The 13,640-nt window shown below is 60.9% G+C and carries 15 protein-coding genes; 7 read left to right on the plus strand and 8 right to left on the minus strand.

Going from position 1 to position 13,640, the window contains the following annotated elements:
• Positions 1-2: 2 nt before the first annotated feature.
• From gatA to rpsU, 4 genes are all read right to left on the minus strand, one after another.
• Entirely contained in the window at positions 3-1,487 is a 1,485-nt protein-coding gene (gene gatA, locus IP81_RS03470; protein ID WP_054106586.1) for an Asp-tRNA(Asn)/Glu-tRNA(Gln) amidotransferase subunit GatA, read from the minus strand.
• Positions 1,487-1,789 (minus strand): Asp-tRNA(Asn)/Glu-tRNA(Gln) amidotransferase subunit GatC, encoded by a 303-nt coding sequence (gene gatC / locus IP81_RS03475; protein WP_054106587.1) that lies wholly within the window; start codon positions 1,787-1,789, stop codon positions 1,487-1,489. Before gatC ends, gatA begins: the two co-directional genes overlap by 1 nt.
• Positions 1,790-1,896: 107 nt before the next feature.
• Positions 1,897-2,472: an FKBP-type peptidyl-prolyl cis-trans isomerase gene (locus tag IP81_RS03480; protein WP_054106746.1), complete on the minus strand. Its 576-nt coding sequence runs from the start codon at positions 2,470-2,472 to the stop codon at positions 1,897-1,899.
• Positions 2,473-2,645: 173 nt separating this feature from the next.
• On the minus strand, positions 2,646-2,852 hold the full coding sequence (gene rpsU, locus IP81_RS03485; RefSeq protein ID WP_011446475.1) for a 30S ribosomal protein S21: 207 nt from the start codon (positions 2,850-2,852) through the stop codon (positions 2,646-2,648).
• A gap of 184 nt (positions 2,853-3,036) precedes the next feature.
• Here rpsU and crcB point away from each other — a divergent pair, with 184 nt between their 5' ends.
• From crcB to IP81_RS03515, 6 genes are read left to right on the plus strand one after another with little or no spacing between them, the layout of a single operon-like run.
• Positions 3,037-3,453 (plus strand): fluoride efflux transporter CrcB, encoded by a 417-nt coding sequence (crcB, locus tag IP81_RS03490; RefSeq protein WP_054106588.1) that lies wholly within the window; start codon positions 3,037-3,039, stop codon positions 3,451-3,453.
• Complete coding sequence (locus IP81_RS03495) at positions 3,450-4,847, plus strand: RluA family pseudouridine synthase (RefSeq protein ID WP_054106589.1); 1,398 nt, start codon at positions 3,450-3,452, stop codon at positions 4,845-4,847. The genes crcB and IP81_RS03495 overlap by 4 nt, the downstream gene beginning before the upstream one ends.
• Before the next feature lie 9 nt (positions 4,848-4,856).
• The gene (locus IP81_RS03500; protein ID WP_054106590.1) at positions 4,857-5,459 is read left to right on the plus strand and encodes an FMN-binding negative transcriptional regulator; all 603 of its coding nucleotides are present in this window, start codon (positions 4,857-4,859) and stop codon (positions 5,457-5,459) included.
• Positions 5,456-6,112, plus strand: coding sequence for an HAD-IA family hydrolase (locus tag IP81_RS03505; protein WP_054106591.1), 657 nt, complete (start codon positions 5,456-5,458; stop codon positions 6,110-6,112). Before IP81_RS03500 ends, IP81_RS03505 begins: the two co-directional genes overlap by 4 nt.
• On the plus strand, positions 6,109-6,339 hold the full coding sequence (locus tag IP81_RS03510; RefSeq protein ID WP_054106592.1) for a hypothetical protein: 231 nt from the start codon (positions 6,109-6,111) through the stop codon (positions 6,337-6,339). Before IP81_RS03505 ends, IP81_RS03510 begins: the two co-directional genes overlap by 4 nt.
• Entirely contained in the window at positions 6,336-7,031 is a 696-nt protein-coding gene (locus IP81_RS03515; protein ID WP_054106593.1) for an ATP12 family chaperone protein, read from the plus strand. The genes IP81_RS03510 and IP81_RS03515 overlap by 4 nt, the downstream gene beginning before the upstream one ends.
• A 31-nt stretch (positions 7,032-7,062) precedes the next feature.
• Here IP81_RS03515 and IP81_RS03520 read toward each other — a convergent pair whose 3' ends face one another.
• From IP81_RS03520 to IP81_RS03535, 4 genes are read right to left on the minus strand one after another with little or no spacing between them, the layout of a single operon-like run.
• On the minus strand, positions 7,063-7,635 hold the full coding sequence (locus IP81_RS03520) for an ABC-type transport auxiliary lipoprotein family protein (RefSeq protein ID WP_054106594.1): 573 nt from the start codon (positions 7,633-7,635) through the stop codon (positions 7,063-7,065).
• A gap of 12 nt (positions 7,636-7,647) precedes the next feature.
• Complete coding sequence (locus IP81_RS03525; protein WP_054106595.1) at positions 7,648-8,607, minus strand: MlaD family protein; 960 nt, start codon at positions 8,605-8,607, stop codon at positions 7,648-7,650.
• A gap of 9 nt (positions 8,608-8,616) precedes the next feature.
• Positions 8,617-9,477, minus strand: coding sequence for an ABC transporter ATP-binding protein (locus tag IP81_RS03530; RefSeq protein ID WP_054106747.1), 861 nt, complete (start codon positions 9,475-9,477; stop codon positions 8,617-8,619).
• A gap of 47 nt (positions 9,478-9,524) precedes the next feature.
• Positions 9,525-10,643 (minus strand): ABC transporter permease, encoded by a 1,119-nt coding sequence (locus IP81_RS03535; protein WP_054106748.1) that lies wholly within the window; start codon positions 10,641-10,643, stop codon positions 9,525-9,527.
• A gap of 140 nt (positions 10,644-10,783) precedes the next feature.
• On the opposite strand from IP81_RS03535, the gene IP81_RS03540 reads away from it, so the two are divergent.
• Complete coding sequence (locus IP81_RS03540) at positions 10,784-13,630, plus strand: valine--tRNA ligase (RefSeq protein ID WP_054106596.1); 2,847 nt, start codon at positions 10,784-10,786, stop codon at positions 13,628-13,630.
• Positions 13,631-13,640 lie beyond the last annotated feature (10 nt).

Here is a 13,640-nt window from a genome sequence, read left to right on the forward strand (position 1 = left end):
TTTCACCACCACTTTGCCGGACGGGCTGTAAACTGCGCACGCTGTTCGAGCGCGAGGCTGGCGTTAAGCACGCCCTGTTCGTCGAATGCCTTGCCGATCACCTGAAGGCCGAGCGGCAAGCCGCTGCGGTCCAAGCCTGCTGGCACCGACATCGCAGGCAGGCCTGCAAGGCTGGCGGGGACCGAGAACACGTCGTTCAGGTACATTTCCAGCGGATCGGCGCTCTTTTCACCCAGCGCAAAGGCCGAGGACGGCGCGGTTGGGGCAAGGATCACGTCGCACAGCTTGAACGCCTCGGTGAAATCGCGCGCGATCAGGGCACGGACCTTCTGGGCCTGTGTATAGTACGCATCGTAGAAGCCGGCCGAGAGCACATAGGTACCGATCATGATGCGACGCTTCACCTCTGGTCCGAAGCCCGCGGCGCGGGTGGCGGCGTACATGTCTTGCAGGCCGGCACCGTCGGGCAGATCACGCAAACCATAACGCACGCCATCATAGCGCGCGAGGTTTGACGAGGCTTCGGCGGGAGCGATGATGTAATATGTCGGCAGCGCGTACTTGGTGTGCGGTAAACTGATATCGACGATTTCAGCGCCCGCATCCTTGAGCCACGCGATGCCATCATCCCAAGATTTCGCCACATCGGGATCAATCCCGTCAAGGCGGTATTCGCGCGGAATGCCGACCTTCTTGCCCTTCATGTCGCCCGAAAGATTCGCGGTCCATTCAGGGACAGGCAGGTTGAGACTGGTTGAATCCTTGGGATCGAAACCGGCCATCGCTTCGAGCATGATCGCGCAATCGGTCACGTCGCGCGCCATTGGCCCCGCCTGATCGAGCGAGGAGGCGAAAGCGACTACGCCCCAGCGCGAGCAGCGGCCATAGGTCGGCTTGATGCCCGAAATGCCGGTGAAGGCGGCAGGCTGGCGGATCGAACCGCCGGTATCGGTGCCGGTGGCGGCAGGCGCTAGCCGCGCCGAGACAGCGGTTGACGAACCGCCCGACGAACCACCGGGAGCCAGTGGCGCGGTGTCATTTGGACGACGCCACGGCGAGACGACATTGCCGAAAGCGCTGGTTTCGTTCGACGAGCCCATCGCAAATTGATCGAGGTTGAGCTTGCCCAGCATACCCGCGCCCGCATCCCACAGCTTCTGACTGACGGTCGATTCGTACTGGGGCATGAAGCCTTCGAGGATCTTCGATGCAGCGGTGGTCTGCACGCCATGCGTGGCGAACAGATCCTTCATGCCGATTGGCACGCCCGCCATGGTGCCAAGCGGCGTGCCAGCGGCGCGATCCGCATCGATTTTTGCAGCCGCTTCCAGCGCCTTTTCTGGCGTGATCACAATAAACGCGTTCAGCGAAACTTGCGCTTCGGCAACGGCAGCGTTGAACGCCGTGGCGACTTCGGTGGCGGTAAATTCACCGTCCACCACGCCTTTGCGGATGGCGGCGATGCCGAGATCGGTAAGGTTCGTCATTATTCGATCACCTTGGGCACGCCGAAGAAACCGTGTTCTGGCGCAGGAGCATTGGCAAGCACCGCATCGCGCCGGTCACCGCCGGTCAGCGGATCGGCGTTGACGATATCTTCGCGCAGGCGTTGCGTGTTGGGGATGACGGCGGTCATCGGTTCGATGCCGGTTACGTCAACCTCGCTGAGCTGTTCGACCCAGGCGAGGATGCCGTTCAATTCAGGCACCATCGCCTGCAATTCGGTTTCCGAAACCTTGATGCGGGCCAGCGAGGCGATTTTGGCCACCGTGGCGGTATCGACAGACATGATCGGATACTTTCGCGCAGTTAAAAATGGAGACGCCGCGCGCTACCAGAGCGCGCGGCGTGCTTCAAGCCGAGAGGCGAGACCGGATTGGCCCCTCCCCCGGCGCATTAGGGTTGTGGAGCGCCTTCAGGCATAGGCATCGGCATACCTTGGGGCAGTCCGCCCGGAGCGCCACCAGCGCCACCCTGCATCTTCTGCATCTGCTCCATCATCGCACGCTGCTGTTCCAGTTCAGCCGCGCTCTTGTAATCGATCAGTTCGATTTCAAAAACGAGATCGCTGTTGGCAGGGATGACGACTTCGCCGGTCTGCGGATTGCGCTTTTCTTCGGCGCCATATGCCTTGTCAGACGGGATTTCGAGGACGTACTTGCCGCCCTTCTGCATCTTGCCCAGACCTTCGGCGAAGCCGGGGATCACGGTTTCGAGCGGCAAGACAGCGCGTTCACCGCGATCAAATTCCTTACCATTGGCAAGGCGACCGACATAGTTGATCAGCGCAACGTCTGACTTGGTTGGCGAAGCGCCAGTCCCAGCAGTGACGGTTTCAATCGAAACGCCTTCATAGCGGGTGGCATAAGCGACGCCAGAACCGATGAGTACGGCGGCGATAACGCCAAGCCAGATCTTGGTGAGCGAGCCCTTGGCAACAGGTTGCAATGGGACGCGGGTAATTTCCGACATGTTTTCCCCTTTGGGTGACCCCGATGGAAGCGCGATTCGCGCCAAACGGTTGCCGACGAATGATTCGCGATAACCGGATGTGCAAAAGGGCGCCGCAATGACGGCGCCCCTCTTGGCCCAGCAGGGCCAACGCGGCAAGTGGTTAGATGGGAGAGTTCCCCCTCCCGATCAACCTACTTTGCGCCGTCACGCTCTTGACGCTTACGCTCAAGCTTGCGGGCGCGGCGAACGGCAGCAGCCTTTTCGCGAGCGCGCTTTTCCGACGGCTTTTCGAAGTGGCGACGCAGCTTCATTTCGCGATACACACCTTCGCGCTGCAACTTCTTCTTGAGCGCACGAAGGGCCTGGTCGACATTGTTATCGCGAACGAGAATCTGCATAAACCGCTACACCTCAATCAAATGGCAAGAGCCCGCTATGCCTGCGGGAGTTACCTTAAATCCAAGAAATACTTAACGCGCCGAATCCAACGGGACCGGCTCGGACCGCGGGCCACTACCCAAATCGGGCAGCAAAGGCAAGCAAAGTCGTGCAATTTGCGCACTGACAGTCTAAGGGCGCGTCATGAACCCTCCTTCGACATTGCAGGCCTCTGCGCTTGTTGCCCTTGGCGGCGCAAGCGGTGCGGTGCTGCGCTACCATGCCGGACGCCTGATTGGCACCATTTCCGGCCCCAACACCGTGTTCCCATGGGGCACCTTTTCAATCAACTTCACCGGCAGTCTGGCCATGGGCCTGCTGGCAGGATGGCTGGCGCGCCACGGGACCTCTGAAGGGGCTTGGGGCAGTGAGACATGGCGACTACTCCTTGGCGTTGGCGTGCTCGGCGGCTTCACCACGTTTTCGGCCTTCAGCCTCGAATCGGTATTGCTGATTGAGCGCGGGCTATTCACATCAGCGGCGCTCTATGCCGCTGGATCCGTTTTCGCAGGAATTGCAGGGTTGTTTATCGGCCTTTATATTACAAGGGCTGTGGCATGAGCAAAGCACCAAAGAAGACAGGCGACGATCACGTACGCCAATTTACCGTCCAACACGACGATAACGACGTGCGGCTTGACCGCTGGTTCAAGCGGCAATTGCCCGAAGTCGGCTTTGCCACCGTATCGCGCTGGGCACGCACCGGGCAGATCCGTGTGGATGGCAAGCGCGCCGATGTGGATACCCGCGTATTAAAGGGTCAAGTCGTGCGCGTGCCGCCCGGTGGCGCAATCATCCCCGGCCCCAAAGGCCAGCGTGAACGCAAGCCGCTGACCGATGCGCAGATTGCACTGGCCGAATCGATGGTTCTGGAAAAGGACCGCGCCGCGATCATCCTGAACAAGCCGCCCGGCCTTGCCACGCAAGGCGGCACAGGCACGTTCGAGCACGTGGACGGGTTGCTGGATGCCTTTGTCGGCGAAACCGATGCACGCCCCCGTCTGGTGCACCGGCTCGACAAGGACACATCGGGCGTGGTGCTGGTGGCGCGTTCAGCCAATAGCGCGGCGTTTTTCTCGAAGCGTTTTTCGGGCCGCACCGCGCGCAAAATCTATTGGGCGTTGATCGTTGGTATTCCCGACATCAAGGACGGCATTATCGAACTGCCCATCTCAAAGCAGCCGGGCACCGGCGGCGAAAAGATGATGGTCGATGAAAGCGGTGAAGGCCAATCGGCCCGCACCCGCTATCGCGTGATCAGCCGCGCGGGCAATTCAGCCGCATGGGTGGAACTGCAACCGCTGACGGGACGCACGCACCAGTTGCGCGTGCATATGGCAGCAATTGGCCACCCGATCGTGGGCGATGGCAAATATGGCGGGCAAACCGCGTTCCTGACCGGTAGCATCAGCCGCAAGATGCACTTGCACGCACGGCGGTTGCGGATCGAACACCCCGAAGGCGATCTGATCGACGTGACCGCCCCTCTGCCCGAGCATTTCGCGGCCAGCATGGCGCAGCTTGGCTTCCATGAGGAAGACGGCGATCTGGCGATTGATCCGATCAAGCCGATCCCCGAAAAGACCATGCAGAAGCGCGCGGCCAAGGCGCACTCCAAGGAATACCGCAAGGAACGCCGTGGCGAGCGTCGCAAGCGCGCGGATGGCGGCGTCGCTTCGGGCGGCGGCGGGCGCAAGGCGACGGGCAAGCGTGCCGTGGCCGAGGCTGCCCTGGCTCCCAAGCGCAAGTCCGGCCCAAGAAAGCCTGTCGATGGCGCGCCGACCCGGTCCGGGCCAAAGCCTGTTGGCAAGCCTCCGCTGGGCGACAAGAAGCCAGCCGTTCGCACACCGGCTGCCAAGAAGCCTCGTAGCGACAAGCCAGCGGCCCGTAAGCCTGCCGCACCTCGATCTGCCCCAGCGCGGCCCAAAGGTCCGCCGAAGGGCAAAGCTGGCTAATACGCGACGATGCACCCCAACTCTGCCTTCCGCCACGATGACCGCGATCTGCACGAAGCGCTGATCGCGGAAATTGGCATGGGTATGGTTTTTGCGACAACGCCTGACGGCCCGCGCGTCGCCCACGCACCGCTGCTTTCAACCGGCGATGGCGCGGTGCAGTTTCATCTGGCGCGCGGCAATGCGCTGGCCAAGCATATTGACGGGATGACCGCGCTGGCCCTGATCAATGGTCCGGATGGCTATGTCAGCCCGCGCTGGTATGCCGATCAGGCCCAAGTGCCGACGTGGAACTATGTCGCGCTGGAACTGGAAGGCAGGGTGCGGCGGATGGATCAAGACGGGCTCCACGCGCTGCTGGAAAATCTGTCTGCCGCCAATGAAGCGCGGATTACCGAGGGCAAGCCCTGGACGATGGACAAGATACCGCCCGATGACTTGCGCAGGATGATGGCGGCCATCGTCGGGTTCGAAATGGAGGTCCAGGCATGGCGCCCCACCTTCAAGCTTTCGCAGAACAAGCCCGCCGATGAACGTGCGCGCGTGGCTGCCGGGCTGGAAGCACAAGGCTCTCCCGCAATCGCCGAACTTATGCGAAAGTTGGTCCCATGAAACTGGCTATCTTCGATTGCGACGGCACACTGGTGGATAGCCAGGCGGATATCTGTGCCGCGATGGAGGCGGCGTTTTCGGCAGCGGGCCTTGCACCGCCCGAACGCCATGCCACCCGCCGCGTGGTGGGCCTTTCATTGCATGAGGCGATGCGGCAATTGTACCCGCAAGGCGCGCATTCGGTTCACACTGACCTTACCCAGCTTTACAAAGACGCCTTCCGCGCGCGGCGTGAGGCGGGCGCTGTGGCCGAGCCGCTCTATGATGGCATTGCCCGGCTGATTGAACATCTGGCCAATGACGAATGGCAACTGGCGGTCGCCACGGGCAAATCGGACCGTGGCCTTGCCCATTGCCTTGCCGCGCATGGCCTGACCAAGCACTTCGTATCGTTGCAAACTGCCGACCGTCACCCGTCCAAGCCCGATCCTTCGATGATCGAACAATGCATCGCCGATGCCGGCGCAGACCGCGCCCGCACCGTCATGATCGGCGATACGGTCTATGACATTGCGATGGCCTGCAATGCCGGCGTTACCAGCTTCGGCGTGGATTGGGGCTATCACGAGACGCATGAATTGATCGAGGCAGGCGCCGCAGACGTTGCCACAAGCGTGGCGCACTTGCGCGATTTGTTGAGGGGTATAGCATGACAGATCAGCCCGATCCCGCCGCCAGTCGCTTTGCCGTGTTACAGCTGGCACGGGCTTCAGGCGCTTTGATTATGCTGCTGGCTGTCTTGGTCATCGCGGGCAAAGCCCCGGCCATGCTCGGCAGCATCCCTAAAGAAGTTGGCTATGTCCTCGCGGCCATCGGCCTGTTCGAATTCTACGCGCTGCCGCGCTTTCTTGCGCGCCGCTGGAGGTCTCCAAAAGAATGAAGCGTTTTTACCGTGAAGTGACTGTCGTCGAAGCCGGGGCAGGTTTCGGCGTGCACTTGGATGGCCGCGCGATCAAAACCGTAAGTGCGCGCCCGCAAGTGGTGCCAACCCGTGCGCTAGCCGAGGTGCTGGCACAAGAATGGGCTGAGCAGGGCGACGAAATCGATGTGGCGCGCTTCCTGTTCCGCGACATGGCCGACTATGCGATCGATGTTGTCTCGCCCGATCCGGCAGCCGCGATTGAAAGCCTGCTGCCTTATGCCGCCACTGATACGCTATGCTATCGTGCCGAACCGGACGAACCCTTCGCCGCGCGCCAGCGGCTGATGTGGGAGCCTTTGCTGGCGGGTGCAGAAACCCGGCTTGGCGTGAGGTTCGTGCGCATTTCGGGCGTGATGCACAAGCCGCAGCCGCCCGAAACACTAGCGCGCCTGCGCGACGAACTGACAACGCATGATGCCTTTGCGCTGGCCGCTTTGCGCAACACCGCAGGTCTTGCCGCCTCATTGGTAATCGGCTTGGCCGCACTTGATCCGCAGGCCGATATCGACGCGCTGTGGGATGCGGCCAATCTTGAAGAAGACTGGCAGGCCGAACTGTGGGGCAAGGATTGGGAAGCCACCGAATTGCGCGCCAAACGGGCGGCGGCATTTGCGGCTGCGGCACGGTTTGCGCAGTTGGCTAGACCTTAACCCACTATCCGTTCGGGCCGGGCTTGCAAATTCACCCTACCCAATCCGCAACTGCTTGCGCCACGGTATTGGCTGCCTCGTTTAACGCAGGGCCTACATACTCCGCCTCGGCTTCGTTCACCGGGACGACGCTTTCAAACCGGCGTGTTTCAATCTTGCCTCCCGCCTGCTTCACCGCATCAAACCGCACCACAACTGAACCGGTGCGCACATCATAGCCCATATCAAGCAGACGGCCTGACAGCTTCGGGCCATTGGCGCCTGCATCATTCTCGATCACCAACTGCCCGCCCTTGGCGCGGATCGTTTCAGCCAGTAGGCGCTGGAACAGGCGCGAGGGTCGTTCGACCCACATAGTTTTCTTCAGGTAAGCCACGTTGGCATCATCGATCTGCACCGGTACACGAGTGACAGCGAGCCGAGCGTCCGCTGTCGGTTCAAGCACCGCCAACGCCGTTTCTGCCGTACCACTTGCGGTCGCTCCCGCAGCAGGTGCATTCGTCGTACGCAGCGAAAGCAACGTATCGGGTGTTTTGGCACCGAAGCTGACGCAACCTGCCAAAGCAGCAGAAAGGCCCAACATCATCAGGGTTTTGGCGTACATGCGCTCGCCTCCTCAGTTCTTGTAATCAGGCAGCTTGGGGCCGCCAACAATGCCGCCGATGCCATCGTTGTTGATACGATCTGTCACCTCGCGCAGCGATTTGGTGGTCGCTTGCAGATCCCGGATGGCCGCTTCGGCAGCGGGCAAAGTGCGTTCGTTCAATTGGCGTGCAGCAGGCCTTGCGTCATTCAACGTCGCTTGCAATTCGTTCGCCGCGCCCTCTGCCGAAACCAGCGTCTTGCGCAATTGCTTGGCAATGCCGTTGCCTTCATCGTTGATCATCGTATCGGCAGAGTTGGTTAGCTTTTCAAAACTTGCCAGCGAGTAGTTTGCTTGCCGCAGGGTAGCTTGCAATTCAGTAAGCGTCCGTTTGATATCGGGCGAAGCGTCGGCCAGATTGCCACTCAACCTATCTGTGTTGGTCAGGATGTTCTCGATAGAGTTCTGGTTCTTGTCCGACAGGACCATCGTCAGCCGTTCCGTCAACGTCGCAAGCCGTTCCAGCAGCAGCGGCGCGTTTGACAGGATCTCGCCAAGGCCCGAGCGCTTGGTCGGGATCACCGGCACGCCTTCAGGGCATGTCGCACGCTTGTTTTGCTTTGGACATTCAATCACCGGAGCACCTTTGTGTGCGCCCGAAAGCTGGATTGTAGACACGCCGGTAAAGCTTCCTTGCAAGCTCGCGGTGGTTCCCTGCAAAATCGGCACCTTGCGATCAACTGCAATACGCACGCGCACGAATTCGGGATCACGCTCCCACAATTCGATGTTCTTTACCTGACCAAACGGCACGCCTGAGAATGACACTTCCGATCCTTTGGCCAAGCCATCGACCGATTGCTTGAAGAAAATGTCATATTCGTTGAGTTCGCCCTGATTGAGCCGCGCGATCCAGATAGTCAGCATGGCTGTTGCCGCCAGCAGCGCCAGCGTTACCAGACCCACCCATATGTGGTTTGCCCGCGTTTCCATGGCCTGTCCTTAATCCTCGCCCATGATCGGCGAAATCTGCTTTGTGGCAGCATCTGTCACCACACTTGCACGCACAACCTGTTGCCGTGCCTGCGAATCTTGTGCTGCCCGCCCACGCGGGCCGTTAAAGTATTCCTGAATCCACGGATGGTCGAGCGCCAACAATTCAGGGATCGTGCCCACGGCGATTACGGTGCGATCCGCAATCACCGCAACCCGGTCGCAAATCTCGTACAAAGTATCAAGATCATGCGTGATCAGAAACACGGTAAGGCCCAGCGTCTGCTGCAATTGCAGAATCAACTGGTCAAACGCCGCCGCGCCGATCGGATCAAGTCCCGCCGTCGGCTCATCCAGAAACAGCAGTTCAGGATCGAGCGACAAGGCCCGCGCAAGACCAGCACGCTTGCGCATACCGCCAGAAAGTTCTGACGGGTACTTGCTCGTCGCTTCGGCGGGCAGGCCCGAAAGCAGCACTTTGTAGCGGGCGATTTCATGCCGCAATTCATCACCGATTTCAGGATAAAACTCGCGTAACGGCACTTCAACGTTCTCTGCCACGGTCAACGTCGAGAACAGCGCGCCGCCCTGGAACAACACGCCCCAACGGCTGCGGATATCGATATCGGCATCGTCGCGTGCATCGGTGATCGATTGACCCAGTACTTCGACATCGCCGGCTTGCGGTGTTTGCAGGCCAATGATCGTGCGCATCAGCACCGATTTGCCCGTGCCCGAACCGCCCACCACGCCGATGATCTCGCCCCGGCGCACATCAAGATCAAGGCCTTCGTGAATGACGTGATCGCCAAACACATTGCGGATGCCGCGCACTCGGATCGGGAATTCGCCGTCAAACGCCCCGTGCATTTCCGGCAAGTCTGTCGTCACGGGCGCGAAGGTTTCTGCTTCACCCATCAGCCCCACCCGATTTCGGTAAAGAAGATGGCGAAGAACGCATCGAGCACGATCACCGTAAAGATCGCCATGACCACCGCCGCCGTGGTGCGTGCCCCCACCTCTTCGGCGTTGTTCTTCACCTGCATGCCCTGATAGCATCCCGCCAACGCCACGATCAGCCCGAATACCGGCGCTTTGGTCAGCCCTACCCAAACGTCATGCAGCGGCACAACCTCCTGGATACGCGTCAAAAATGTGAAGAAAGGAATACCGAGTGTCAGACTGGAGAGGAATGCACCACCGATGATGCCGAGAAAGGCTGAGAAGAAGCCCAGCAGCGGCATCATGATCATCGTGGCCAGAATACGCGGCACGACCAGCGCTTCCATCGGCGAAACCCCGATGGTGCGCATCGCATCAACCTCTTCGGTCAACTTCATCGTGCCGATCTGCGCAGCAAAAGCAGAGCCGGACCGGCCAGCGACCATGATCGCGGTCATCAACACGCCCAATTCACGCAAAGTCAGGCGGCCGACGAGATTTACGGTGTAAATTTCAGCCCCGAACTGGCGCAATTGCACCGCCCCCTGCTGCGCAATCACGATGCCCACAAGGAAGCTCATCAAGCCGATGATCGCCAGCGAATTGACGCCGACCAGTTCCATCTGGTGCACCAGCGCCTTCATGCGAAAGCGCGCAGGATGCCGCGCCAGCGTGCCGACCGAGAGGATGATCTGGCCCAGAAAGCCGATGACCTGCAAAAAGCCTTTGGCCATCCCAATCATCACATCGCCGACATGCTCGGGCACGCGCTGGAACAGCGGCAAGCGCGCTGCGCGGATCGAATGGGCGTTGGAATCGGCTTTGCTGATCGCATCGATCAGCTTCTGCGGCTCAGGCTTGCAGCCGATGATTTCCGCGCCGGAATCACGCGATAACCGCCAAACTGTCCACGCGCCTACGGTATCCATAACCGTGACCGCCGAAACATCGATCTTTGACAGAGAATCATCGAGCCCGCGCAATTCGCGGTCGGTCACGCCCAGCGAGGAAACGGTCATCGGCCCGCTAAACGCAAGCACGGCCCCTTCATCCCCGGACCCGGGCGTCAGTTGAAAATCGGTTAAAGCCCGCATGGTATCCGCTTCATGCGGTAATTCTGGCGGGGCGACAAGTGCAACACATGCGCTGTAACGCGGGAACTTGGGCGAAGGTTCCGCATATGAACCGCCTGCGCGCTTGCAGCGGGGCCACGGCGATGGCAAGGCGCAGCCCTATGAGCGCACACAATCCCGCAGAACTCGCCAAGACTTTCGAGCCCGCAGGCCTTGAGGCCAAATGGTATGCCCATTGGGAGCAGAACAACCTGTTCCGCCCCGAGCGGCCTGACGCCGCACCCTACACCATCGTGAACCCGCCGCCGAACGTGACCGGCAGCCTCCACATCGGCCACGCGCTCGACAACACGCTGCAAGACGTGATGATCCGTTATGAGCGTTTGCGCGGCAAGGATGCGCTATGGGTGGTTGGCACCGATCACGCTGGCATCGCCACGCAGATGGTCGTCGAACGCCAGATGGAGGCCAAGGGCGACAAGCGCTCGAACTACACGCGCCAAGCCTTCATCGACAAAGTGTGGGAGTGGAAGCACGAGAGCGGTGGCACGATCACCGACCAGCTGCGCCGCCTCGGCTGCTCGATGGACTGGTCCAGAGAGCAATTCACGATGGACCCGCACTTCACCAAGGCCGTGGTCAAGGTCTTCGTCGAACTCCACAAACAGGGCCTGATCTACCGGGACAAGCGGTTGGTGAACTGGGACCCCAAGCTGAAAACCGCGATTTCCGATCTCGAAGTGGAAACCCGCGAGACGCAGGGCGGCTTTTGGCACTTCAAATATCCGCTGGCTGACGGCGTGACGCGCGACGACGGGCTGGATTACATCGAGGTTGCCACCACACGCCCCGAAACGATGCTCGCCGATATGTGCGTTGCCGTGCATCCTGAGGACGAGCGCTACAAATCTGTCATCGGCAAGGAAATCCTCCAGCCGTTGACCGGACGCCGCTTGCGCGTTGTGGCCGATGAACACGCCGATCCCGAACTTGGCAGCGGCGCGGTGAAGATCACGCCGGGCCATGATTTCAACGACTTCGAAGTGGGCAAGCGCGCCGGGATCAAGGCCGCAGACATGCTCAACATGTTCGATGCCGAAGCGAAGGTAGTCCAGACCGCCGACGGACTGGTGCCTGCCGAATTCGTAGGGCTGGACCGCTTCGATGCGCGCAAGCTGGTTGTGGAACGGATGAAGGAAGCCGGCTTCCTGATCCCGCACGTGACCAAGGACAAGGAAGGCAACGAGATTGCCGCCGACTTCGAACCGCGCACGATCCAGACGCCGTTTGGCGACCGTGGCGGCGTGGTGATCGAACCTTGGCTAACCGATCAGTGGTATGTCGATGCCGCCGAACTGGCCAAAGCGCCGATGGAAGCCGTGCGTTCAGGCGCCATCGAGATCGTGCCCAAGACGTGGGAAAAGACCTTCTTCAACTGGATGGAGAATATCCAGCCGTGGTGCGTCAGCCGCCAGCTGTGGTGGGGTCACCGGATTCCGGCTTGGTACGCCGAAGACGGCTCGATCTTTGTCGCTGAATCCGAAGAAGACGCGCAAAAGTTGGCGGGCGACACACCGTTGACCCGCGACAACGACGTCCTCGACACATGGTTCTCCTCCGCGCTTTGGCCCTTCGCCACGCTCGGTTGGCCCGAAGACGACGCTAATCCCCCCTCCTCTTCAGAGGAGGGGTCAGAGGGTGGTGGCGCTGCCGCAGGCGGCGCGGTTCCAGCACCAAGCTCAAAGGGGGATCACCACCCCCCGGCCCCCTCCTCTGAAGAGGAGGGGGAGAAGAAGCCCTCACTCCTCTCCAAACACTACCCCAACGACCTGCTCGTCTCCGGCTTTGACATCCTGTTTTTCTGGGATGCGCGCATGGCGATGCAGGGCTTGCACTTCATGAAGGAAGTGCCGTGGAAGAAGCTCTATCTGCACGGCCTTGTCCGCGCCGCCGATGGGCAGAAGATGAGCAAATCCAAGGGCAACGTCGTCGATCCGCTGCTGCTGATCGACAAGTATGGCGCTGATGCCTTGCGCTTTTTCATGTGCGCGATGGAAAGCCAGGGCCGTGATGTGAAGATGGATGAGCGCCGCGTCGAGGGCTATCGCAACTTCGCAACGAAGCTTTGGAACGCCGCGCGCTTCTGCCAGAGCAACGGCATCACCGGCAGCACATCGGTCGCCGCGCCTGCCGCCAGCAGCGCGGTGAACAAGTGGATCATCGGCGAGGTTGTCGAAACGCTCGCCGCGCTCGATCAGGCGATGGCCGATCTGCGCTTCGATGCAGCGGCGAACACAGTCTACCACTTCGTGTGGGACCAGTTCTGCGATTGGTACATCGAACTGGTGAAGGGCAACTTCGACGACGAGACCAAGGCGGTCGCCGGTTGGGTGCTCGACCAGATCCTCGTCATGCTCCACCCGTTCATGCCCTTCGTCACCGAAGAGCTGTGGCATGCGTTGTCTGACCCCACCCACCCACGTGAGGCAGAACTGATCGTGGCGGCTTGGCCTGCACCAGACGCGGCGGTTGACGCCGCAGCCAAGCGCGAGGTCGAATGGCTGATCGCGCTGGTTTCAGCGCTGCGCACCGCCAAGAACGAACTGGGCATCGCGCCCGGCGCAAGGCTCGAAGCCTATCTGCCCGATCCTTCGGCAGCAACGCGCGCGATTATCGACGCCAACCCCGCCGTGATCGAACGCCTCGCCCGCCTCACCGCCATCCGCTTCGAAGCTGCTCCTGCGGGCGCGGCGATGCAGATCGGCGCGGGCGATGCGAACCTGATCGTGCCCCTTGAAGGCGTGATCGACATTGCCGCCGAAAAGGCACGGCTGGAAAAGGCGCTGGCGACCTCGCAGAAGGAAGCCAAGTCGCTTGAAGGGCGGCTTTCAAACGCTTCGTTCGTCGAAAAAGCCAAGCCCGAGGCTGCGGAAAAGGCCCGCGCCGATCACGCCATGCATGCTGCCGAGGCCGAGCGTCTGGCCGCAGCGTTGAAGCGGTTGGGGTGAAACCGCCGAC

The sequence above is a fragment of the Novosphingobium sp. AAP83 genome (assembly GCF_001295795.1).
Lineage (GTDB): Bacteria > Pseudomonadota > Alphaproteobacteria > Sphingomonadales > Sphingomonadaceae > Novosphingobium.